At 66.2% G+C, this 23235-nt stretch carries 16 protein-coding genes and 2 pseudogenes; 3 read left to right on the top strand and 15 right to left on the bottom strand.

Going from position 1 to position 23235, the window contains the following annotated elements; genetic code table 11:
- Positions 1-586 precede the first annotated feature (586 nt).
- From IPK71_37025 to IPK71_36980, 10 genes and pseudogenes are all read right to left on the bottom strand, one after another.
- Positions 587-1408, bottom strand: a complete 822-nt coding sequence (locus IPK71_37025; protein MBK8219360.1) for a hypothetical protein — start codon at positions 1406-1408, stop codon at positions 587-589.
- 84 nt (positions 1409-1492) lie between these two features.
- Entirely contained in the window at positions 1493-1963 is a 471-nt protein-coding gene (locus IPK71_37020) for a VOC family protein (GenBank protein ID MBK8219359.1), read from the bottom strand.
- Between the two features lie 235 nt (positions 1964-2198).
- Positions 2199-2780, bottom strand: a complete 582-nt coding sequence (locus IPK71_37015) for a hypothetical protein (protein MBK8219358.1) — start codon at positions 2778-2780, stop codon at positions 2199-2201.
- Positions 2781-2803: 23 nt separating this feature from the next.
- The gene (locus IPK71_37010; GenBank protein ID MBK8219357.1) at positions 2804-2953 is read right to left on the bottom strand and encodes a hypothetical protein; all 150 of its coding nucleotides are present in this window, start codon (positions 2951-2953) and stop codon (positions 2804-2806) included.
- On the bottom strand, positions 2950-4140 hold the full coding sequence (locus IPK71_37005) for an AAA family ATPase (GenBank protein MBK8219356.1): 1191 nt from the start codon (positions 4138-4140) through the stop codon (positions 2950-2952). Before IPK71_37005 ends, IPK71_37010 begins: the two co-directional genes overlap by 4 nt.
- 490 nt (positions 4141-4630) lie before the next feature.
- Positions 4631-6142 (bottom strand): restriction endonuclease subunit S, encoded by a 1512-nt coding sequence (locus IPK71_37000; GenBank protein ID MBK8219355.1) that lies wholly within the window; start codon positions 6140-6142, stop codon positions 4631-4633.
- 34 nt (positions 6143-6176) lie between these two features.
- Positions 6177-7594, bottom strand: a pseudogene (locus IPK71_36995) (N-6 DNA methylase).
- Positions 7594-8004, bottom strand: coding sequence for a DUF4357 domain-containing protein (locus IPK71_36990; protein MBK8219354.1), 411 nt, complete (start codon positions 8002-8004; stop codon positions 7594-7596). Before IPK71_36990 ends, IPK71_36995 begins: the two are co-directional and overlap by 1 nt.
- A gap of 487 nt (positions 8005-8491) precedes the next feature.
- Positions 8492-10544 (bottom strand): annotated as a pseudogene (gene hsdR / locus IPK71_36985) (type I restriction-modification system endonuclease).
- Between the two features lie 752 nt (positions 10545-11296).
- On the bottom strand, positions 11297-11740 hold the full coding sequence (locus tag IPK71_36980) for a hypothetical protein (GenBank protein MBK8219353.1): 444 nt from the start codon (positions 11738-11740) through the stop codon (positions 11297-11299).
- Positions 11741-11790: 50 nt separating this feature from the next.
- Between IPK71_36980 and IPK71_36975 the strand changes: the two genes are divergently transcribed.
- Positions 11791-11928 carry a hypothetical protein gene (locus IPK71_36975; protein MBK8219352.1) on the top strand — a complete coding sequence of 46 codons (138 nt, stop codon included), beginning with the start codon at positions 11791-11793 and terminating at the stop codon, positions 11926-11928.
- A gap of 938 nt (positions 11929-12866) precedes the next feature.
- Here the strand turns inward: IPK71_36975 and IPK71_36970 are convergent.
- From IPK71_36970 to IPK71_36955, 4 genes are all read right to left on the bottom strand, one after another.
- The gene (locus tag IPK71_36970; protein MBK8219351.1) at positions 12867-13112 is read right to left on the bottom strand and encodes a hypothetical protein; all 246 of its coding nucleotides are present in this window, start codon (positions 13110-13112) and stop codon (positions 12867-12869) included.
- Between the two features lie 1182 nt (positions 13113-14294).
- Entirely contained in the window at positions 14295-14852 is a 558-nt protein-coding gene (locus IPK71_36965; protein MBK8219350.1) for a hypothetical protein, read from the bottom strand.
- A gap of 301 nt (positions 14853-15153) precedes the next feature.
- A complete protein-coding gene (locus IPK71_36960; protein MBK8219349.1) occupies positions 15154-15789 on the bottom strand; it encodes a hypothetical protein in 636 nt (211 codons plus the stop codon).
- Between the two features lie 229 nt (positions 15790-16018).
- Positions 16019-16321: a hypothetical protein gene (locus IPK71_36955; protein MBK8219348.1), complete on the bottom strand. Its 303-nt coding sequence runs from the start codon at positions 16319-16321 to the stop codon at positions 16019-16021.
- Positions 16322-18458: 2137 nt separating this feature from the next.
- Here IPK71_36955 and IPK71_36950 point away from each other — a divergent pair.
- On the top strand, positions 18459-18641 hold the full coding sequence (locus IPK71_36950; protein ID MBK8219347.1) for a hypothetical protein: 183 nt from the start codon (positions 18459-18461) through the stop codon (positions 18639-18641).
- A 385-nt stretch (positions 18642-19026) separates the two neighbouring features.
- Entirely contained in the window at positions 19027-19401 is a 375-nt protein-coding gene (locus IPK71_36945) for an ATP-binding protein (GenBank protein ID MBK8219346.1), read from the top strand.
- A 2286-nt stretch (positions 19402-21687) separates the two neighbouring features.
- Here the strand turns inward: IPK71_36945 and IPK71_36940 are convergent.
- Positions 21688-21870 carry a hypothetical protein gene (locus IPK71_36940; protein MBK8219345.1) on the bottom strand — a complete coding sequence of 61 codons (183 nt, stop codon included), beginning with the start codon at positions 21868-21870 and terminating at the stop codon, positions 21688-21690.
- Between the last annotated feature and the right edge of the window lie 1365 nt (positions 21871-23235).

Genomic DNA, 23235 nt, shown 5'->3' with positions numbered 1-23235 from the left:
CGATCCTCCCGACCCGTCGCCCACCACGGCTCCGGTGAAGCCCGCCCCGCCCCCCAAGCCGAGCCCCACCACGCCCGAAGGCACCACCCCGGACGACGACGCGGCCCTCGGCGCCGTGGCGCGCCAGCTCCTCGGAGAAATCGCGAAGCTCGCGTGTGGCTCGGGGCGTGCAGAATCGCTGCCGGCGACGTGCGCGGTCGCCCAACAGCCACGGCCCACCCTCGCGAGCCTTCGTGCTGCCGCGCTCGCGGACGCGCTCGCACTGGCCATGGCGCAAGGCGCCGTCGAGCTGTCCGCTGCGACGAAGGAGCTCGCCACGCTCGCTCCGACCGCGATGGCCACGCGATGGCGCGAGATCGGGAGGGCGCGAGGGGTCGACCCCCAGGGGATCGAGGCATCTCTCGCCCGTGCGTCCGAAGCGCGAACGAGAGCCAACGAGGCGCGAGCAAAGCTCGATCGGGCGCGAGGAGCTTCCCGCCGTGAGGCAGCGCTCGCGTGGATCGAAGGCACCGTCGCGCTAGCGCGCGAGCTCGCGATGCTCGAGGGGAAGGCGGCGGCCCCCAAGGTCCCGATGGTCGACGACGGCTCACAGCGCTTGCTGATGCGCATCGTGACCCTCGAGACCGACGACGACGTGAAGGCTCTGGCGAGGTCGCTCCTGGTCTCCCTCCCGCCATGGACCGAGCGCGTGCTCCTCGACGTGAACGCCACGTTCCCGATCTTGGGCAAAGAGACCCTGCTCGACGGGGATCTCCTGCTCGGCTACGCGAGCGACGTGTTCGGCGTCTCGGGATTTGGCAGCGTTCACCACCATGCCTTCGACACGCCGCAAGGACAGCGTACCGTCGTGGACCGCTACGAGGGGCGTGCCGAGGCCGTCTGGTGGCCATCGCTCGGCGAAGACGTGAAGCTCGAGCTCAGACTTCGTGGCGGCGTGCTCCTCTACGACGCCGGGACGAGCGGTCGCTTCGTGGTCGGAACGGGCACGGTCCGCCCCGACGAGACGTCGCTCGTTGGCCATGGCGGTGCTTCGCTGGGCCTCCGTGCACGCGCAGGCCGAGGCTTCGCGTTCGCGGTCTCCGCAGGTGGCGGAGTCCAAGGCGAGGACTTCAGCGCGGTGGATGCGACCGGGAAGAGCCTCGTCCTCCGCAACGAGAGCCCCGTCGTGGTGCGCGGTGAGGCACGCCTCCGGGCGCAATGGAACGCCGTGCCGTCCTACCTCGCCTTCCGCGCACGTGTCGACGCGAACGTCCTCCAGCTCTCCACGGTCAAGGACGCCACGACGGCGGGGCCAACGTCGACCACGACGGCGCGCGACGTGGTCGAGAGCCAACGCATCGAGCTCTTCAGTCGCCTCTTCGTGGACATTGACGTCCTCGGGTTCTTCGGGTTTCGCCCCTCCGCACACGTGGGGTCGACCTCTTCGCCGGCGACGTGTCCACCGTGGTACCCGTGCTCGGCCTCGGACTTCGCCGCGAGTCGTTCTAGTCGTTCACGTCTCGAGCGGGTCGCGGCGGGAGGCTTGTTTTCCCAGCTCTTCGGCGAGGCCGAGGAGGATGCCCTCGGGCCCGCGGATGTAACAGAGCTTGTAGATGCCCTGGTAGTCGACCACTTCGTCGACCACGGTGGCGCCGAGCTTCTTGAGGCGGGCGAGCGTGTCGTCCAGATCTTCGACGGCGAACATGACGCGCAGGTAGCCGAGCGCGTTCACGGGGGCGGTGCGGTGATCGGCCAGGGTGGCGGGCGCGAGGAACCGCGAGAGCTCGAGGCGGCTATGGCCGTCCGGCGTCTTCATCATGGCGATCTCGACGCGCTGCCCGCGCACCCCGGTCACGCGCCCCGCCCACTCGCCCTCGATGAGCGAGCGCCCCTCGAGGACGAGGCCGAGCTCGGCGAAGAAGGCGATGGTGGCGTCGAGGTCTTCGACCACGATGCCGACGTTGTCCATGCGTTTGAGGGTCATGGGGGTGGATTACTCGGTGGCGGCGGGGTTGGCGAGCGTTGGACCGTGCCCGCGAGGGCCCGAGCAGGATAGGGTCAAATGACGGCCGTGGCTTCGGGGATCGCACTCGGTCGGCGGGGCCCGCTATTCAGTTGTTCGAACTTTTCGAATAACTGAACAGGGTGTCCGGACGACGTTGTGGCACATTCAGTTCCCGGAACCGTTCACCAGCAAAACCCCGACTCTCGGACACAACTCACTTCCCGCGGCGCTTCGTGGTGCCGGGCGTCGCGCGAGCCGGGCTCGCGACGGCGCGGAGCTCTTCGAGGAACGGCGCGAAGCTCTGCGGGCAGCGCCGAGCGACCTCGTCCAGGTCGGCTTCTCGGGCGATCTCCTCCAGCACCTCGGCCGTCGCTTCCCTCCCCGTCACACGCGCGAACACGTTCTTCGGGTATCCGGAGGCGGGGTCCGTCTTGTCTCCCCACAGCTCCTCGGGCGCAGGAGGGCACGGCTCGCGTTTCGCTCGGGGGTCCGCGACCTCGTTCAACGCCACCGGATCTCCGAGCGCCCACGCCTCGATCATTCGGCACGGCGTGCCCTTCACACGCGCGACGCCCTGCGCGTTCTTCACCGCGTCGAAGCCCTCTTCGATCTCGTGGTGCATCGTCTCGAGCTTCGCGGCGCGCTCCTTCGCGGACTTCTTCACGCCGCCTTCGCGGTCGACGTCCTTGACGAAGACGAGAACGTCGAAGCCTAGCGTCGAAGCGAGGGCCAGCGCTTTGGCCGCCCTGTCGGCGTGGCCTTCGAGCTTCGCCTTCACGCCGAACCGGCCGAGCACGGTGACCTTCCGAGCCTCGAGCTCTACGCCGCCGAGCTCCCGGCGAATGACCGGGGGACGAAGCCCTCCACCACGGCCTTGGCACGCTTCCCCGTCGGTCGAGCGATCGCGTCGCGGTCGCCGATTTCGCTGCGGCCTTCGGCCACGACGAGCACCCGCCGGACCGCGGTCACGAGCGGCCCTTCTTGCCTTTGGAAGGCAGGCCCACGAGGCGATCTTCACCCACATTGTACCAAAGCTCACCGGGCTCGAAGTGCTCGCGGAGCTCGGCGAAGCCGTTCGTATCCTTCAGGTTGGTGATGGTCACGGCTCCCCCCTTGCCCCGCGTGACCAGCCGCGTGCACTCCGCCGGCACGTAGTTCAGCGTGATGGGGCTGTGGGTCGTCGCGATGACCTGCGTCGTCTTGCTTATCTCGCTCAGCAGCTCCGCGATGCCGCCGATGAGCCGCGGGTGGAGGCCATTCTCGATCTCGTCGAGCAGGACGACGCTCGGCGTGTGCTCCCAATCTGGGATCGACGCGACCGCCAGCAGCCGAAGGAGCCCGTCGCTCACCTGGTTGGCGTTGAAGCCGACCGGGGCACCATCCCAGGCCTCCTGGATGCTCACGGTCTTCTTGCCCGAGGCATCGGACTTGATGTCGATGCCTTGGAGCCGCGGGTAGTACGCCGCAACGCGGGCCACGAAGGCGTCGAACGCATCCCTGTTGCGGCGTTTCAGGCTCGCCAAGAAGCTCGCCAGGTTGCCGCCACGAGGCCCGACGCGGCTCGCCACACCACTGGAAGGCGCGCGGAGGAGCGCAGGGTCTAGGGACCAGAACGGAAAGATGCGCTCGGCCCATTCGCGCAGGGCGAGCAGCCCTGGATGGGCCCCGCGGTCTTCCTTCGGGTCAAGCGTGCTGAGCCATGACTGGGTGAGCGTCAATGGGGGGTGGCTAACGGTCTCGCCCGTGCTCTCGACGTAGACGCTGATCTTACGAAACGCGCGGTCGAGGAGGGGAGGCGTCTTCTCACCGATCACATCAACGACCTCGCGAGCGATGCCTGGTCTTCGCCGGGTGCCGAGCATCAGCGACCATCGCAGCGTCCGCTTGCCGAGCTCGACGTCCACGACGAAGCCGAAGGTCTGTTTGTCGGAGAGGAGGTGGGGGAGGTCCTTGTAGACCCAGCCGTGCGCGTCCAGGAGCTCGGAGATCGTGCCTCGGACGAGCATGCCGAGCACGTCGAGCGACTGCAGCAGGGTGGACTTGCCGGCGCCGTTCGGGCCCGCAAGGAGCGTGAGCGGCGCAGCGTCGAGCACGACGGAGCCGCCCGCCCCCTCACCGAAGGCCTTGAACCCGTGGACCTCGAGCCGGCGAAGCATGGCTGTCCCTTCGTACTCGACCTGCCTCGCCCTCGCAAAGGGAAGCTCAAGCTGCCTTCCCGCCATCGCCCGGAGGATGTATTCTCGCCAACGCCGGAGACTATCGCCGCGCTGGTCCGCCATCGACCGCGTGAAGCCCGCACGAAGGAGCGCCTCCACCGGTCCACCTCTCGGTCCCTCCGGGCTCAGCAAGTCGGGAACGACCTGATGAACAGTGCTCCGCTCGATCGCCTCGGAGAAAGTGTCGGCTTCCTCCGCCGACCGTCGAACCGTCCGGAGGAGGCTCCGCCCGAGCGGCGTAAGTATGAGCCTGCCCGACCTACGCGCGGCGAAACCCAACACCTCGGCGGCCTCAGCGAAGTACAGGTGAAAGCGCCGTGCGAGCCGCACTTTCGTACCCGCACGTTCAATCGACAGCTTCTCCTCGCAAGCAGCGTGCAGAAAGTCCCGAAGCTTCGGGAGCGAGCTCGCGTAGGGGACAGGACAAGGCTCAGGCACGAGCGCCTCGTTTGGCTGCACCTCTCTTGGCGCCGCGCTCATGAACGCTGGCGTCGGCCTTCTCAGCCACGAGCCGCGCGAGCATCACGTCCGCGGGTTCGTCGTTGGGGTCTTGGGGAACGAGCTCGCCGCGGAAGGCTTTTGCGAGCACGGAGCGTTCAAAAAGTCCGAGGTGAACGAGTTGCGCCTTCAGTAGCATGTCGGTGCTAGTCGCCGAGCGACGGAGCTCGGCAGCGCGCCTGACGATTTCGGATTGTTCTTCGGCGGGGGCCAGCGGAACTTGAACGGTTGCCACATCGTCCAAGCTTAGCCCTGGCTTACCGAGACCATAGGCAGCTTGCTTCAAGCGCCTTCGACCACCGGTCTCCGAGACAAGCCAAAGATGCATATATGGCGTCGAGTCCGCGAAGGCCGGCCGCACCAGCGCAACGTGCTGGCTAACGTACGCCTCTCCGGGCGGCTCGGTCACCCAGGCGCATCGAGTCACGTTCGCTCCCGTTATGGTGATGAGCAGATCGAACTGCCGCACTCGCGTACGAGCACCCTCCGCGCTGGCAGGCACCTGTACGTGAGCGACTTCATGAAGGCTCAAGCTGTCGGTATTGATGTCCTGCGAACGGATGAACAGCGGCCCTGTGTCGGCGTAGTACTCGGCCCACCCACGTGATCCGCTGGTAACGAGCCCCGTCAGCTCATCCACACTCGCCCAACACCACCCATTCGGCAGCTCCGGCAGCCCCGTCGTATCCACCGGTTCGGGCTCCTTGTACTTCGCCTTCCACTTGTCGTCCGTGGGGGGCTTGCCTTTCGCCTTCATCTTGGCGAGCTCGGCCTCCTCCCACTTCTTCTTGCGTTCGGCGCGGATGCGCTTGAGCAGCTCGGTCGCGGGCTCCACGTCCTTGTTCTTCGCGCGCCAGTCCTTCGTGAGGTCGCCGCGGAAGGCGGCGGCGAGGATCGATTGGCGGAGCTTCTCGAGCAACGGCGGCACGGCATCGAGCGCCTCACGCGCCCGACGGCTCCGAGCCTGAAGGGCCTCGAGCTTGGCGACGATGCGATGCTGTTCGTTGAGGGGGGGGAGTGCTGTCGGCCAGGACGACAGCCTGTCCGCGCCGAGATGATTGATGCCACTGCCCTTCCCAACCGCGGCGAATCGCCCAAGCCGAGCGTCCGCTAGAAAGTGAAGGTGCAAGTACTCAGGGAGCGGGCCACGTGACCGTACGCGAATGAGGGTATTCTGAAAGCAGCACCCCGGAACTTGGTCGCGCCAGATGGCGGGTTTCCCCACCTCGGACGCGCTTCCAGACGCTTCCGACAGCAGAATGTCGCCATCCTTCAGCTCGTAGGTGACGAACTCTTTCGGCGAGAAGTCCATCTCCTTCACATCATCGAGGCTGATGCCGTCCCACGTGACATTCGCCGCACGCATGTACGGGCGCATGTTGTCGCCATTCGCACGATCTGGCGAGCGTTGTCGGCCCAGGCGAACTTCGGCTACCTCATCCAGTCGAACGCGCGCCCACCCCGTGGAAGCGCCTCGCTCACGACCCCAACTCCTCTTGCAGCGCCTGCATCTCCTCGAGCGCCGTTTGGAGCTGCGCCACGATCTCCGCCGCGATCTCCTCGGGCTCCGGCAGGTCGGCGTGGTCGGTGACGCTGTCGTCCTTGAGCCACGAGATGTCCAGGTTGTCTCCGCGCTTCGCGATCTCCTCGCGGGTGAACTTGCGGAACCGCCCCGTCTCTCCCTGGTCCTTTCGCTTGCTCTTTCCGTGCGGGTCGTCGCCGTACACCTTCTCGAATTCGGCGAAGTGCGCGCGTGTGAAGGGCGTGCGCTTGCCGAAGCTCGGCATGTTGGTGCGCATGTCGAAGAACCAGACGGCCTTGGTGTTGCCCTTGTCCTTCTCCCCTCGGGTGAAGAAGAGCACGTTCGTCTTCACGCCCTGTGCGTAGAAGATGCCCGTCGGCAGGCGCAAGATGGTGTGAAGGTCGCACTTGTCCATGAGGTCGGCGCGGACCTTCTGCCCCACGCCTTCTTCGAAGAGCACGTTGTCCGGGAGCACCACCGCCGCACGGCCGCCGGGCTTGAGGCCACGGTAGATGTGCTGGAGAAAGACGAGCTGCTTGTTGCGCGTCGGGTACGTGATGTCGCTCCGCGTGGGGCCGCCCCGCCCTTCTTGGTGCCAAAGGGCGGGTTCGACAGGATCACGTCGACCTTGGGGAGGCTCTCGCCCGTGGGGCCGAGCGTGTCCCCGAGGACGATGTCGCCCTCGATGTCGTGGAGCATCGCGTTCATGAGGCAGAGGCGCTGAACGTCGGGCACGAGCTCGACGCCCGAGAAGGCCTCGCGGCGCTGGAAGTTTTGCTGCGCGGTCTTGAGGTCGTGGTAATCGTCCGTCATCGAGCGCACGTAGCGGTCGGCCGCGGTGAGGAAGCCGCCCGTGCCCACCGCCGGATCTTGCACGCGCTCGCCCGGGGCGGGCTTGATGAGCGCCACGATCGCGTCGATGAGCGGTCGCGGCGTAAAGTACTGGCCCGCGCCGCTTTTGGTCTCCTCGGCGTTCTTCTCGAGGAGGCCCTCGTAAAGGTCTCCCAGGCCCTCGTGTTTGGCGCTGTACCAATCGAGGGAGTCGATGTCGCTCACGACCTGCTTCAGGTGGCGCGGCTGGCGGAACGACGTCGACGCGTTCGCGAAGATGGCCTGCACGCGCCCCGAGCCCTTGCCGCCCAGGTCGATGAGGAGCTGCTTGTAGAACGTGAGCAGCTCGACGCCATCCTTCTTGGTGAGGTCGTCCCACCGGTACCCCTTGGGGATCTGCCCCTCCGTCTCGGTCTCCTTCGCCATCTTGAGGAAGAGCAGGTACGTGAGCTCGGTCACGTACTCGTGGTACGTGATGCCATCGTCCCGAAGGACGTGGCAAAGGTTCCAGAGCTTTTGGACGATGTCTTGGGTCGTGGGCATTAGCGCTTCTTCGTCTTCTTTCCTGAGGCTTCGGCGAGCTCTTCCTCGATGGCCTTGATGGATCGACCATTGATGTCTTTCCAGGCCTCGCGGCCGTTGTAGGCACCACCCGCAAGCACAGCCGCGGCCGCCGATGGGCTGCTGAAGAGCACATCGCGAACGAAACGGAAGGTCTTGTCGTTCACCTTCTGAACCGACTTGTCCTCGAAGAGCGCCTGCCTCTGCTGGAGGTAGCCGCCCTTCAGGTGGTGGCGCGTCTCGAGGTCGCCGACCGATCCCGTGAAGACGACGAACTCGTCGTCCGCCCAGGCGCCCTCCGCGTCGATCGATCGCTTCGCGGGCCGAAAGTAGAAGCGGCCCGCGGCACCGTTCGAGGCGGCGCTCGAGGCCGCCGCTGGAACCGGCTGCAAGAAAGGAAATCCAAGGGCGCCGAGCAACGCCAATGGGCCCAGGGAACTCCTCCATCGTGTCGCGGTCAGCTCGCGGAAGAGCGGGGCGCTGCGGCGAGTTCCCGTTCTCAACACGCGAACGGGCAGCCTCCGTGGCCTGCTCGATGATCCGTGCCTCGAGGTACTTCACGTGTGCCTTCGTCAGGTTCTCGTCCTTGCTCGTGAAGAACACCACACGCGTCCAAAAGTCCTTATTTTTCAGGTGGTTCTGCAGGCGAGTGAAGACGTTCTCCGCCTCGCCGACGTAGATCACGCTGCCAGATTCGTCGTCGCCGACCAACACGTACACGCCTGGCCGCTGCGCCTCCGACCACGACGCAAGCTCATTGAAGCGGCTCCGCGGGCAGACGATGGCCTGGCCGCTTCAGTTCATAAGCTCGGCGTGGCGGATGCCTCCGGGCGTCCCGTCGGCGAGGTAGATTCGAATGGTTTTCCCGGATCGCCACCTTCAGCCCACGTCCTTCCAAACCTCATCGGCGAGCTCCCCGAGCAGCGTCTCGAGCTTTCCGTCGAACACCTTGTTGAGGCGCGTGAAGCCCCGTCGGCCTTGAACTGGCCGGCGTCGAGGGAGGCGCGGTCGACCACGGTCTCGAGCTTGACCTGCTTGGCGATGCGGTCGAGCCACTTCGACTGCGGGTCGGTGAGCTTGTGCGCCCTCCGCAGCCGCTGCACCGCGCGGTCCACGCGCTCGGCGTGGGGCACGAGGGGCGAGCCGAGGGCGAGCTGGCGGATGTACCCGACGATGGTGGCCGCGATGTCCTCGTTTTTCTGGTCCCGCCAGGCCGTCTGCACGGATTTTTCGCTGAAACCCTCTTGGTCGAGGGCGAGCTTGAGCTGCCGAAGGTCCTCGCGGGTGAGGTCTTTCGGGCGCTGCGTGACGACGAGCAGCGCGGGCATGCGGTTTATGTTGTTCGATACGAACGCGCGAAACGCCTCGAGGTAGTCGCCGGGCGGGCGGCTCCCGTGTTTGCCGTACCCTCGCGTCACCTCGTGCAGCTCGTCGTGCTTCTCGGAGACGACCATCTTGTACGGTCCGCCGGTGGTGCGATCGAGGAACGGCGCGAGCGACGGATGCGCCCTCAGGTAGTCGGCCGCGTCGGCCACGCTGCCGCCCTTCAGGAGCTGGGCCAGGTCTTTGACGGTCATGCCCGCCGCCGTCTCGAAGTGCTCGGCGACCTCGCCCTTGAAGACGCGCTTCTTGCGGTGGAGCTTCGCGAGCAGCTCGTCCAGCGAGGCGCGGCGGTGCTCGTCTTCGGTGGCCTCGAGCACCTCTTTCACGAGCTGCTCGAAGCTCACGAGCGGGTTCACCACGACCGGCTTCATGTCGGTCACGTTCTTCAGTGCCGAATAGAGGTCCACGGCGTCGAAGATGCGGGCGCGCTCCTTGCCGATCTCGGGGCAGAGCCGCGTCGCGCGCCCGATCATCTGCTCGTAGAGAATGCGGCTTCGCACACGACGGAGGAAGACGAGGTTCGCGATCTTGGGGATGTCGATCCCGGTCGTGAGCAAATCGACCGTGACGACGATGTTTGGCTGGCGCTCGTTGCGGAAGCGCCGAATGGCCTCGAGCGGGCGGTCCGCCGCGCCGGTGATCTTCTGCACGGCGTCGTTGTCGACGGTGCCATACTTCGCTGCGAGGGCCTCTTTCAAGAGGAGGACGACCATGTCCGCGTGCTCGTCGGTCGCCGCGAAAATGAGAGTTTTCTCGTCTTGTTCCGGGTCGATGTGGTTCGCGAGCTCGCGCAGCACGGCGCGGTTGAAGTGCTCGGTGATGACGCGCTTGTTGAACGTGTCGACGTCGAACTGGACCTCGTCCGCGAGCTCCTCTTTCTTGAGGGTCTGCGTCGTCCGGTCGAGGACGAGCACCTCCTCGCGCGTCGTAGTGGATGCCGTCGCGCGCGAGCTTGGTCACGATGCGAATGGGCGGCTCGTGGTCCACGAGGAAGCCATCGACCACCGCTTCGCGGTACGAGTACGAGAACACCGGCGCGCCGAAGATCTCTTTCGTGTGGAGCGCGGGCGTCGCCGTGAGGCCTACCTTGACGGCGTCGAAGTGGTCGAGCACCCGCCGGTACTTGGAGACGTAGTCGTCTTCGTCCCGGAAGAGGAACTCCCGATCCGACAGCTCACGATCGAGCAGATATCCGCGGTGGCACTCGTCCACGACGATGCAGTCGTACTGATCGACGGGGGGCACGTCTCCCTCGCCGTCGTCGAACGGACCGAGCACGCGCTTCACCATCGCCTGAATGGTGGCGATCTGGAGCTTGGTCTGGCGATCGGGCTTGGAGGTCGGCGAGCTCCTTCACGTCGAAGATGTCGGTGAAGGTTTGGAGGTTCTCGAGCCGAAGGTCTTTCAGGGCGTCGGCCGTTTGTTTGCCGAGCGCGTTGCGGTCCACCAAGAAGAGCACGCGGCGAAAGCGCTTGGTCTTGAGGAGGCGGTAGCAGAGGCCGATGCACGTGCGCGTCTTGCCGGTGCCGGTGGCCATGGCGACGAGCAGCTCGCGTTTGCCTTCTTCGAGCCCCTTCTCGACGGCGAGGATGGCGCCTCGCTGGTACTCGCGGTCGATGTAGGGCATCGGCTCGACCTTGAGGCGCTCGTGCGCGGCGTCCACGTCTTGCCGGAGGAGGTCGAGGAGGCCCGCGGGCGTGTACCACCTCGAGCGGCACGGCGTGGTTCTGCGGCCGGCGCGTCGAGGAACCAGATGCCGCTCTTCGTGCGGAGCTGGCGCAAGAACGGGCGCCCGTTGGTGGCGAACAGGAACGGGACCTTCTGCGCGGCGCCGTTCGTGTCGAGCCAGGGCTCCCCTCTGGCAGAACCTCGTCGGCGTGCACCTGGTATCCGAGCGAGTACCGCTTGGCCTGCGGAGCACGCCCATCACGTCTTTGTGCCGGCGCTTCGCCTCGACGACCCCGACGACCTGGAGCCCGGCGAAGAGCACGTAGTCGGCCCACCCCTGCTTGCCGTCGGTGAGGGTCGGCCACTCGGCGATGGCCATGTTCTTCCCTTTGGAGGGGCGCACGCCGTGCTCGAACGTGAGCCGCTGGGGAATCGACCTCCCCACCCGGCCTCGCGGGAGCCGACGGTCGATGATTCTCCGGGTGGCGGCCCCGTCGAGGGCAATGTCCTCACTGGCCTTCTTAGCCTTGTCGATGGCGCTCGAGAGCGCCTGCCGGCACGCCTGCGCGGCGGCTTGGAGGGCCGAGAGCTCGGCGAGGAGCGCGCGGTTCTGCGCCTCGAGCGCCGCGCTCTTCATGGCTTCGGCCTGGCCGAGGCCTTGTGCGCCTCGATCTGTTCGTTCGCCAGCTCTTCCCAAATCTCGGCGTCGGCCTGGGCCTTCGCCGCGCGTTCCTGGGCGGTGAGCTTCTCGAGGGACTCGGCCTCGGCGGCCTTCCGCGCCTCCTCGATCGCGCGCTGCGCCGCCTCGAGCTCTTGGCGCCGCGCCTCGACGTCGTCCCGAAGCCGCGCGAGCTCCTCGTGCAGCTCGGTCCCGGCCTTCTTGGGCTCGGCAGGGAACGAAGGGCCCGGGCTCGAACTTCCGGTCGTTGCCGAAGCTCCGCTGGAACCACACCGCGAGCTCCCGCGCCATGCGGAGCTGGTGCAGCGCCTCGCGGTGGTCGCCCTCCCTTCGTGCACCGCCGCGTTCCCGACGCGCCGAAGGTCGTGGAAGAGCGACCGCTGCGTCGCGCCGATCACGTTCCGTCGAAGAGGCGGTCGATGAGCTGCTGCTGCTTCTCTTCCGGCCGATGAAGAGGCCCACCTTCGCCGCCGCCGCTTCTGCGAGCACTTCCCCGAACTGCCGCAGCTTGAAGAGCGTGACCGAAGGGTCCCCCGCGAAGTGCTCCTCGGCCTGCGTCGCGAGCGCGACGAGCCGCGCATCGTGATGCGCGAGGTAGGCGAAGTTGGGCGAGGGCGTGTTCACGGGGGTGGGGGGGTTGCCCGGGAGACTCGGCTCAGCCTCGCGGGGCGTGGGCTAGGGGAACACGGAGAGCGTACACGCGTTCGGGCGGCGGGGGATCGGGGAAAGGGGGCAAAAACGGCCCTTGGCGCCCGCGGCATCGACGTCGGAGCTGCCGCCGTACGAGGACGTCCGGGACGCCTCTAGACTCGCCGGTGACGAGCGTTTGGCGCGCCAAGCCATCGGTACGATGGCACGTGGGGCGGGGGCGAACGCCCTGCCTGAACGCGCGCGGAAACCGCTACTGGAGGGGCTCCACTTTCCTGAAGGGCATAGCAACCCAACCCACCCGATATGCTGGCCCGCTCCCCCACCCGAAAGGAACCTACCGCGCAACAAGAACATTTCGCGCAAGCGCATTACCAGACACTTGATGCGAGGCACCGCGCCAGACTCCATGCAGACATTCATGAACGACGACAACAGCCACAAGAGCTGGACGTTCTCGGGGCTAGACGCCGCGCCCTTCGCTAGCTTGTCCAGCTCGGCAACAAAGGCAGACTTGGACAAAGGAAGCCGACGACCAGCCAGACTTCCCGCCTTGTCTGGATCCGAATTTGCTTTCACAAAGGCAGACTTGGCCTTTCAGGACTCCCCGCAGCCTGGCCGACGATCCGTTTTTTCTTACCCCACGACTTAAATTTGCGCACCAGGTCGTCTTCAGATGCAAATAGACGACCGAGATTCTTTTGCGCTTGAGAACGACAATATGGAACTGCGACGCACCAAGCGCCGGCTCACCATACTTGCAGTGAATAAATCTTATCGTAGGCGGACTACGGTTCGACACCGAGATATAGTCGGCCCATTCGTCACCCAGATCGTCAGATATCAAAGCATCGTCGCTCGACAGCATAAGCTCTGTCACACCAAAGAGGTGTCGGAGCCAGGCACGGAGCGCGAACTTCCGTCCGGCTTTTCCGAAGTAGCCCTCGTCAGGTCCCAGTCGGTTTCCAGCATACCAGCAACGAGCCTAGCGTCGGCGAGAAGCCTGTTGTCTCGGTAGAGTTTTCCGTCGAGATAGCAGTACGATGGATCTGAAAACGTCACGGTAAACAGCTTGTTGCTCGTGAGCCAGGCACCTATCGAGGTCGACTCTTTCCAACTCATCGACAATCACAGGTACCATCCAACGACGAGCAGATTAGCGAGTACGAGTCCTTATTCTGACGGAGCACTCCGACACGTCCGACCGAGTTACCTACAACATTGACTGCGACTGTTGTCCCATCCCGATGTCGCGTCACCTCTTGCGTCACGGCCAACGTCTCAGCTTCAACCCTCAATCGCCCCTCGAAGTTCTTCTGGCGTAGGCGATTTACCTGTGTGGCTCGTCGACACGAGAGATAGCTCACCATGCTCTTCCCTCTCGAGCAGAGCATGAACATCCACAAGCACCCCGGTCGCCACGATGCGGAGGCTTGAGGGATAGCCTTGTTGCGTTCGCAAGCATCAATAAAGTCAATCCTTCGCGACTTGGCAGGCTTCATATCAGACAGGACCCTACTTTGCCCCCAATCAGCGAGTTGTTTGATATCGAGCCTTGTTTGATGCTGACGAATTCGAGCAACACTTGGCGTCACCGAGTATGTTTTCCAGTTTCCGAGAACCGAAGTGCACGAGGTAGCAGAACGGTGCGCGGTGAACGACGGCATCGTGCTCTCAAGATCTACGTCCTCAATGGTTCGCGCTCGGATACTCGAGCTTGCAATATTCATCGAACGCAGATCAGCTTTATCGTACGTGGTCTTGCTGCTCGTGAACAGTCGCAGGGGTGATCTCTTGGGACGCTTCTGCTATGCTGTTCTTCGGGAGGATCTTGAAGGGGTCTCCCCGGGTTGCTGGAGAGAACACAGACCGGCGCCCCCTTTCAAAGATAAGGACATACCCGGATCGCTTTTCCAGCACGCCAGAGTTGGAAAGGAAGGCGGGCCCCGCCCAATTAGGAACATAACGAACGAAGCCTGAATGCTTGTGTCCCTCGACTGGAACTTTTTCCTATCGTTGAGGCACCTTGTTGCTCGCACCCTGGGCGCGCGGCTAGGGCTTCAAGCAGCGCTGGAGCTCTTCGCGAGAAGGCCGCTTGTCCATTCAAATATCCTTACAGTGCTGTGCGTTTTGATGTGTTTGAAGCAATTCACGAGTCTCTACCGGACGATTTGGCAGAGATGTCGTTGACTAGATCGTTATGCAGGGCCTATTGGAGTCCCACATCCCCCCACCGTATCTCTACCAACGCCCTCCATTCCACCGCGCCACAAACCGGCACTGGCGCCTCGAACCACCGCGCCGTCACGGCCCCGCCGGCGTAGCCGCCTTCACCTTCACGTCTCGGCCCACCGCCTGCGAGAGCAACCGGTCCGGCGTCCACGTGGTCCCCACCATCGCGCGGTGCTTCGGCTTCGCTCCCACGGCGTAGATCCCCTTGCATCGCTTCGCCGCGTCGAAGACGAAGTACACGCTCATCCCGTCGAGGGGGGCGCTCGAGAACGCCCCGCCCTCGGGCAGCTTCACGCTCAGCAGGCTCTCGATGGCTGCCACGTCGCTCCCGATGAGCGGTGTCTGGGCCCTCTCGGCGGCGGCCTTCACCATCGTCTCGGTCGCGACGGTCTTGAGCTCGGCGTCTACGCTTGGCACCGTAAGGGCCGCGCCCGCGGCGTTCGCCATGCGCTCGAGCCGCTCCACCTTGGGGGCGGTCGCCTCCCCCGCGACTGCCTTCGCGTTCAGGAACGCGAGGAGCTCGCCACGTACGGCGGCTACACGCGCCTCCCGCGGGGCGCTCGGGGCCCTTCGTTGCGCGGCGGTCGCGGCGACGAGCTGGCAGCCCGGGTCTTTGCACCCGTCGGCCACGATCCGTGAGCCTTGGCGCCAAGCTCAGCGAGCTCCGCGTCGTTGGGGCTCGGATCGCCGAAGAGGCGCTCGATCTCGGCGAGGGCCTTCCTTCCAGCCTTGGCATCGAGCTGGGTGCGCACCGCGCCGAGGCGCTCCCTCCTCGCCAAGTCGCGAGCCTTCGCGGCGAGGTCACCACCACGTTTGGCGACGGCGTCGAGCCGTTCGAGCCGCTCGTCCGGTTTGGCGGCGTTCTGCGCTTCCGCGAAGAGGACCGCATCCTCGGCCTTCGCAAGGTCGGGCGACCCGGGCTTCGTCTCCTTCAGCGCGTCGACGACGGCGCGCGCTTGTGTCGCGTCGCCCCCGCGCGAGCGCGCGCTCGACCTCCCCCGAGGGATGGCCGTGAGAGGGCCGCGCCGATACCCGTGGCCAAGAGCAGGAAGGCGGCCGCGGCAGCCGATGCGAGCTCGAGGCTTTCGACCCTTCCCTCTCTGAAGCCCGGCCGCCATGCGCGCAGGAGCCCGCCCAGCGCCGGAGCGGCCGCGGCCATGGTCGCGATGATGAGCAGCCCGAACCAGGCAGACGAGCCCGCGAAGTAGGCGGACTTGCCGCGAAGCGCGCTCGACAAGGAGTACCCGAGGTGCCCACCACCAGAGTACCCGCCGCCCATAGGTACTGCCTCCGCCGCATGGGCGCGATGGCCTTCGGTTCGGCGGCGCCGCGAAGATCGTTCCCCGAGAGCACCACGGTGCCGGACGTCCCCGCCATCTCGTAGGTCGTCCCGCCGGACGACGGACATCTTGACGTACTGCTGGTAGCCAATGCGCTCGAGCCTCGGCTCGACGCGTGCCGCTCCCACGAGCGCCGCAGGAACGTCGCGGTAGCCTCCGGAAGCGAGCGGGCCCTTGTGCTCTTGCATCGCGACGACGTGAAACGCCTTGAGGTCGTCGCGGCTCACGGCGCGCGCCTCCCCGGCTGCCCGTGCGCGAGGAGCACCGGGCTGCGGGCTCGATCCGCACGTCCCATCGCTCGGTCTCGTAGTACGCGTACCACGCGAGCTGGAAGCCTCCGCCCGTGCACGTCGCACTGAATGGTTCCGCCGCCGCCACACCCGTGGCACGAGAGCGACCCCGTCGCGCGGCATATCTTGCAGTTGATGTAGCGGGTATTGCCGTTCTTGTAGTGCTTCACCTCCTTGCCCGATCCGCCGCAGCCGCCGCACGCGCGCCTGCCGCTTCCCGAGCAGCCCCTGCACGGGCCCCGCCCGCCCCTCCTGAGTACGAGCAGGTCGTGACGTGCTCCGTCTCGGCCCGAACGGCCGCCGGCGAGAGCTCGAAGGGGTCGAGCGAATTTCCCGACTGCTTCGGCAGAGTCGTCCCCGCTCTCGGCGAAGGGGCGCGCTCCTCACGGAAGTCGCGGCGATAGACCTGCGTCACGAGCCGCTCGGGCACCTCGTCGCGGACATCGATCTTGCTGACGAGCCGATCCATCGCCCTCGGCGCACCGAAAATGGTCGCGCCCCACCGGCGCATCGCGTCGTTACACCTCGCCCGGCCGCCGGCTCCGGGGGTGACGCATCCGCTCCACCAAAGGGGCATGGCCCTGTACTCGTCTCAGCGCGAGCCGCCGCAATGCCCGCAAGTCGTAGCCTTCACGTTTCTTCCCTCGGTCCTTGGCTGTCGATGTTCACCACTCCACCGTCACGACGCCCGTCTGCCCTCGGAGACGTTGATCGTGGTGTTGTGGTCGCCCACGAAGCGGTTCTCGATGCGCACCTCGTGCAGGCCCGGGGCAGCGACAGCGTGCCCGCGTGGCGTCGGTGCCCACCACCTTGCCGTTGAGCGTGATCTTGCCGCCAGGGAAGGCCACGATCGACACGCTCGCCGGCTGGGGAGGCGGCGGAGCTGGGGCCGGCGTCGGGGAACGTAGTCGCTCCCACCTCCGCCGTTGTCGTAGCCGGAGCCACCGCCACCCCCGCGTGGTTTCCCGAATAGTGGCTGCGGTGCGACGAGTGCGACCGGTGCGACGAGTGCGAGCGGTGCGCGAGCAGCATGCCCGTCGAGTGAGTGTTGGGGAGCGCGAGGGTGAGCGGCTCGTGCGGGTTCTCCTCGTCCTCGGGTCGCCGCGCTGCGTATTTCGGACCATCGCGATCGGACAAAACGGCGCATCGCGATCACCCAAAACGGGGGATGCCGATCACCCAAAACGGGCATCGCGATCGCGGCATGAGGTGACGGTCTCCTGGGGGCTCCAGCCCATGGCGTCTACGACGGCGGCATGGCGACCGAGAGACTTCCGATGCACCGTCTACGAGAGATTTTAAGGCAAAAGCTGGCCTCGGCCTCAGCCACGGGGAGGTCGCGCGCTCGGTCGGCGTGAGCCCGAGCACCGTGGCGGCGGTCTTCGCCGACGCGAGGTCGCACTGGGCTGACGGCGGCGAGCGTGGAAGCGCTCTCCGACGCGGAGCTCGAGACGTACCTCATCCCCCAGCTCCACCGTCGTGCATGCGTCCTGAGCCGACTGCGCGGCGTTGCAGTCGAGCTGCGGCGACCGGGGTGACGCTCGCGCTCCTGCACATGGAGTACCTGGCGGCCCAGCCGGACGGGCTACGGTACACCGCGTTCTGCGATCGCTACCGGGCGTGGCAGAAGCGACGCTCACCCGTGATGCGGCAGACGCACGTCGCGGGCGACAAGATGTTCGTCGACTACGCCGGGATGCGTCCGCGATTCGTGGAGCCGAGACGGGAGAGGTCGTCGAGGTCGAGCTGTTCGTCGCCGTTCTCGGGGCGAGCAGCTTCACGTACGCCGGGGCGACGCGGGCGCGGCCGGTGCCCGACTTCGTCGCGAGCGTTGCGCGGGCGCTCACGTTCTTCGGCGGTGTGCCGCGCGCGCTCGTGCCCGATCAGCTCAAGAGCGCCGTGGTGAAGGGCGTGCCGCGACGACCCTGGCGTGCAACGCACCACCGCCGAGCTCGCGCGCCACTACGGCACCACGATTTTGCCGGCGCGGCCGAAGTCGCCGCGCGACGGGGCGAAGGTGGGTCGGCGTCCAGGTTGCCGAGCGGTGGTTGCTCGCGCGCATCCGGGACGAGAGGTTCTCGAGCCTTGGCGAGCTCAACGCGCGCTTGCGTGAGCTCGTTTCGGACCTCAACACGCGGACGATGAAGACGTACAAGGCGAGCCGCCGCGAGCTCTTCGAGCGCCTCGACAAGCCTGCCCTCGGGCCGCTCCCCCAGCAGGAGTTCGAGACGCAGACGTGGGAAGGTTGGCCTCAACGTCGACTACCACGTCGCGTTCGACGGCCACTTTACTCGGTCCCGCACGGCCTGCGTCATGACGACGTCGAGCTCTGGCTTCGGGCGACGCCAAGCGCGATCGAAGTCTTCCACGGGCGCGAAGCGTTGCCGCGCACGTGCGGAGCTACAGCCGCGGAGGCTTCACGACCACGACCGAGCACATGCCGAGCAACCACCGTGCTCAGGCCGAGTGGACCCCTCGCGCATCCTCGACTGGGCCGAGCAGATCGGCCCTCACACACGCAGCCTCTGCGAAGCCATCCTCGGAGGGCGTCATCACCCGGAGCTGGGCTACCGCTCGTGCCTCGGACTGTTTCGGCTCGCGAAAAAGTGCGGAACGAGCGACTCGACGCGACCTGCCGTCGAGCGCTCTACGTGGGCGCGCGCAGCTGCCGCTCCGTGCCGACGATCCTGAAACACAACCTCGACACGCAGCCGCTGCCCCAGCCCGAAGCCCCCGCCGCGACCGGTCCAGTCCACGAAAACGTCCGCGGCGCCGACTACCGCCACTGAGAGAAACAAGGAGAAGACATGCTGAGAGAACCGACTCTAGAGAAACTTCACGCCATGCGGTTGGGCGTGCTCGCCTCCGCCTGGCTCCGCAGGACAAGTCTCCCGACACCCTCGCGATGGCCTTCGACGATCGCTTCGCACTCCTCGTCGAAAGCCGAGATGCTCGCTCGCGAAAATCGGCTCGCGAAAAAATCTCCGCGACGCGAAGCTCCGGATCACCGACGCGTGCATCGAGGAATCTCCTTCGCCCGTGAGCGTCAGCTCGACAAGCCCATGGTGCGCCGGCTCGCGACATGTCGTTGGGTCACCGAGCACCAGACGGTGATCGTCACGGGAGCCACCGGGACGGGCAGGCTACCTCGCATGCGCCCTCGCCACATGAAGCGTGCCGCAAAGGCTTCCGCGTCGTCTATCGACGCGTGGCGCGTTTCTTCGACGACTCCCCAGCGCGCGCGCGGACGGCAGCTACCACCGCGTCCTGTCTCCGGATCGCGAGGCGGACGTCCTCGTGCTCGACGACTTCGCGCTCGCTCCCCTTAGCGAGGCGCGCCGGATCTGCTCGAGATCGCTCTCGAGGGCCGCTACGGCGTTGGCGCGACCGTCTTCACGAGCCGGATCGGACCCGACCGATGGCACGTGCCTGGCCCGCCCCACCGTCGCGGACGCCATCTGCGATCGTGTGCTCCACGACGCTCACAAGGATCGCGCTCACCGGGCCTCGCGGCGCAAGACGCGGGAAGAATCGAATCCAGAAACTTAGGAAACCAACAGGGCGGGCCGCTTACCCTGCTCGCGAACCTGGAACCGTCAATCCAGAGCCTCAGGGAGACGTCGCCGCTCCGATCGCGATGACCCGATTTCCGTGATCGCGATGCGCCGAGGCTGGCCGATCGCGATGGGCGAAAATCTCCCGCAAACCGCGCGATCTGCCGCCGCACGTTGAGCGCCAAGCATCCCCGACGCGGCGTCGACACGCCGGATGGCGACCTGACTGGGAATACAAAGCGGCGTTCTTTCCCTTGAGTTGCTCCAGGGTCTCTAGGGTGGGTCAGTCAAGCGACGGGTGTCGGGCTCGCGGAAGTGCTGCCTTGCCGCCAAAGGGTCAGATAATGCGCGCTCTTGCGCAGCGTCGACGACGTGAAGAATCCCGCGCACGAGCCTCGCTCAAGTGCAGCCCTCACGGTCGTCGGTGTAGGCGTTCTTCCAGTCGGAGGTGCTCTGCCGCGCAAGCGATGCAGGCCACCTCCGGCAGCGAGCAAAGCGGCGTCGGTAGACGGAGCAGACACCATAGCGCCCGCGCGGTGGAGGATCTCCACCGCCGCGGCGAAACTGCTCCCCTGGTACTCCACGGGATCGATCCCGAAGCTCCGCGAGATTGGACCGCACCAAAGCCCATGAGCTCGAGCCCCATGAGCGCGACATGGTCGACGAAGGCAGGTTTCGGACGATGGATGGCGAGCTCCCGCAGCTTGGCCTCGCGAACGTCTGCGCGTGCATCACCGTGCGAATCTCACCCGTACCCCGGCAGCGCTTCCAGCGCGAGGATGCCCCGAAGGGTCTCGAGTATTTGCCCCGCGCTTGCACCGTAGTCGTGCTCTTCGGAAAAATCCGAGTAGAGGGGTCGTGCCAACGTAGCGAGGTCGTGGTGGCCAGCCGCTGCGAGCGCCCGCGCCCGGGCTGGGGTCGGCGAAGCGACGGCAACGTTCGACAACACGTGGGCGCCGTGCGCGTCAGGCAGCGCTCGATGTGCGACACGAGCTGCGGGAGCCGCTCTCAAGCAGCCCGGCTCGCCCCAGTGATCCCGAGAGCTCAGCGGTGTCAGGGTCCTGAGGTGCACCCAGCGAAACGCCTCGTCGCGAGCGCAGGAGTCCGTCCTGTGGCTTCCGGCGGCTGGGAGCACATGAGGCGGTAGTTGTCGCAGCGCTCCGTCACCAAGATCGAGTTGGTCGGAGACGGAACGGCGATAGGCCCGTTCACCGAGCGCCGCGCCGAATACCGACGCCACCGCGTCCCCGGTGCGTACGTGATGGAGCTCTTTGAGCATGTACGCATTGCGCATCACCGCGATCGCGGTCGCGTCGCCGTCCGTGCAAAGTAGGCGCAGAACCCTGCCGCAAAGGGCACGGTGTCGCCTCGCACGAGCAACACGTGCCTGCCGCGCCAATTCAGGGGCCGGGGTCGGGGTCGTCGGTGAGTCGGGCGATGAAACGCCCCCATCCGTCGGTGGGGTACAGAGCGCGCGAAGATGCCGGCCCATGGCTGGGAGCGGCTTCATACCCGCACAGGAGCACTCTGCGGGCGCGCGGATCTCGTCCTCGAGCAACCGCAAGGAGATGGCCGAGGACGTGGGTCTGCTGGTGCAAGCGCCATGGAAAGCGCCTTATGGCCCACGGCGGTCGGCCTGGGTGGCCCGGTGGTGAGCAGGATCGGCGCCGCAGTAAGGCGGGCACGCTGGGCAGTCGGTGCGCATCGGGCTGCTCTCGAGACCGTGTCATCGAGGGGGTGCGACAAGGGCCTCGGCGTCATCATGGCTTCATACGAGTCGACCCCAGGCTGACCAGGCCGAATGACGTGTCGCCCATCTCCGGCGAGCATGCGGGGTATCGTCGGACGCGTACACCGCGCCGTCGTAGTTATGAACGATGGCGCCGTTGCCGATTTCCGCCGGCACGATTGCAGGTCGACGTACCCGGTACCCGGCGCCGAAAGATCTTGTGGAGCAAGATGCTCGTCATGCCCTCACGAAACGGCACCCCGCTCGCCGCAACGTCCGATCGCCCGCGCGAGGCCCCGCTCGTGAAGCGGAGCCGGTCCTCGATACTTAGCTTCCGCAGAGGCTTCGTCTTCACCGCAGACGAACGGGCTCAAGCTTCGCAGAGAAGATGCCCTGGAAGCCGGGCACGTACTCGTCCACGATGTCCTCGACGCGGTAGAGGCTGTCCGGAGTCGTGGTCATGAGCGCAGTCACGCCATGAGGGCCGAGCGCCTGGCGCTACGCCCGGGTGATGCCGCGGAGGAGCAGCGTCGTAGCTCGATCCACCGCGCATCAGGCGGCGCGCGCGTCGTGAAGGTCCTTGGGCCGTCGAGCACGACGTCGAAAAAGGCGATCCCGTGCTCCTTTGGCGAAGGCCAGGTGCTCGTCCTCGGCTTGGAGGAGGTTCGTCGCGACGACGAAGGCGAGGAATCCCTTTCGGTAGGCGACGTTCATCTCCTCGGCGCGCAACGCCACGTGTTTGAAGCGTCTCGAACGCGAAACAACGGCTTCCCGCCCTGGAACTCGATCTTGATCGCGCGCGACGGGCTACGAAACACGGCGTCGAGCGCCGCGTCGGCGTGCTCGAGGAGGTCATGTCGAACGCGCCCTTGTCTTCCGTCTGCCGGGAGACTTGGCGATAGTGCTTTGAGTGGTCGCACCGCAGCGCGTGAGCACGAAGATAATGGGCCGTGGAGTGCGCGATGCGTTCGGCGCGCGAACGCATGAGCGCAAAACAGATCGAGCGCACACTCGCTGGCATCGTCGAAGAGAAAGTGCTTGGCCTTGAGCGCGCGGTACGTGTTCGACGTCGTCGGAAGGCGTCTTTCTGCGAAGGCCGCGAGCTCCGTACGGCCCCTCACGACGTACTCGCCGCCGTCGTTCATTCACCACGTAGCGCTCGGAGTCAGGCCGCCCGAACCTGAATGAAAGGAGACGATGCTCTCGAGCCGGCTCCGAACGCCGAGCGAGCAAGGAACCGCGCAGGAGCAGCCGTCACGACGACTTCACCGGGCCGGTTCGAGAGAACGCGTGAGCGAGGACGAGCATCCTGAGCGGTTCGGTCTGCGCTCGCACGGCCTCGCGGAGCTCTGGTCGACAACTCCTCGGAACCGCCGACCGACCGACCGCGCCGCCTCCTCGCCTTTCGGCTCGGCGAACATGAAGGGTCAGGTGAGCTTCTCCGGCCCCGCTCGGCGATGGGATGGTGGCGAGCGCGGCGAGCTTGTAAACCGCTTTTTTGCACGGCGGCGACGCGGTACACCGCCGTGTCGACCTCGCATCGGAGAAGAGCCCTCTTCGAACGAGAGGGGATCGCGATCCACCCGAGTCACCTCACCTCCCTCCTCGCCGGAGCGACCACCCCGATGCCGAAACGCGCATGCGTGGCACGAAACCTCACGCCCGGTGCTGACGCCCCCGCCCCATCGGAGGCTGGCCTTCGAAAATCGGCATCCCGCTGAACCCACGGCCTCCCGTGAGATGCGCGCCTGCCGCGCGTGACGTTGAACGTGCTCCCCATGCAGCACCACCATACCGAAAGATCGAAACGCTGCGGCAGCGATCGTACGGCTCATCTGCGTACCATATTGACTTACATGGTCGTCCTGCGTGCGTGCGTGAGCGCCATGGGGCACCCTGTCGCGGGCGGCCTACAACCTCGTTCGGTCGCCGAATTTTCAAACGATCTCCGGGCTGTCATCGCCCCCTTGGGCTGCGCGGCGTGCGTCAAGACGCTCTGCGTCGCGCCGACGTGACGTCCTCCGAGCCGTGGCAGGTGCCCCAGTCGCGCTTCGACACGCCGATCGGCGGCCCGACCACGGCAGGCTTCAGGACGCCGAC

The sequence above is a fragment of the Myxococcales bacterium genome, from assembly GCA_016712525.1.
In the GTDB taxonomy this organism is placed as follows: Bacteria; Myxococcota_A; Polyangia; order Polyangiales; family Polyangiaceae; genus JAAFHV01.
This window is presented reverse-complemented; position numbering and strand designations above follow the sequence as displayed.

Excerpts from the sequence above, each read along its gene's own strand:
- IPK71_37020 (MBK8219359.1), bottom strand. The coding sequence starts at position 1,963 with ATGACCCTCAAACGCATGGACAACGTCGGCATCGTGGTCGAAGACCTC.
- IPK71_37005 (MBK8219356.1), bottom strand. The coding sequence starts at position 4,140 with ATGCTTCGCCGGCTCGAGGTCCACGGGTTCAAGGCCTTCGGTGAGGGG.
- IPK71_36975 (MBK8219352.1), top strand. The coding sequence starts at position 11,791 with ATGAAGAGGCCCACCTTCGCCGCCGCCGCTTCTGCGAGCACTTCCCCG.
- IPK71_36970 (MBK8219351.1), bottom strand. The coding sequence starts at position 13,112 with ATGAGTTGGAAAGAGTCGACCTCGATAGGTGCCTGGCTCACGAGCAAC.
- IPK71_36955 (MBK8219348.1), bottom strand. The coding sequence starts at position 16,321 with ATGGATCGGCTCGTCAGCAAGATCGATGTCCGCGACGAGGTGCCCGAG.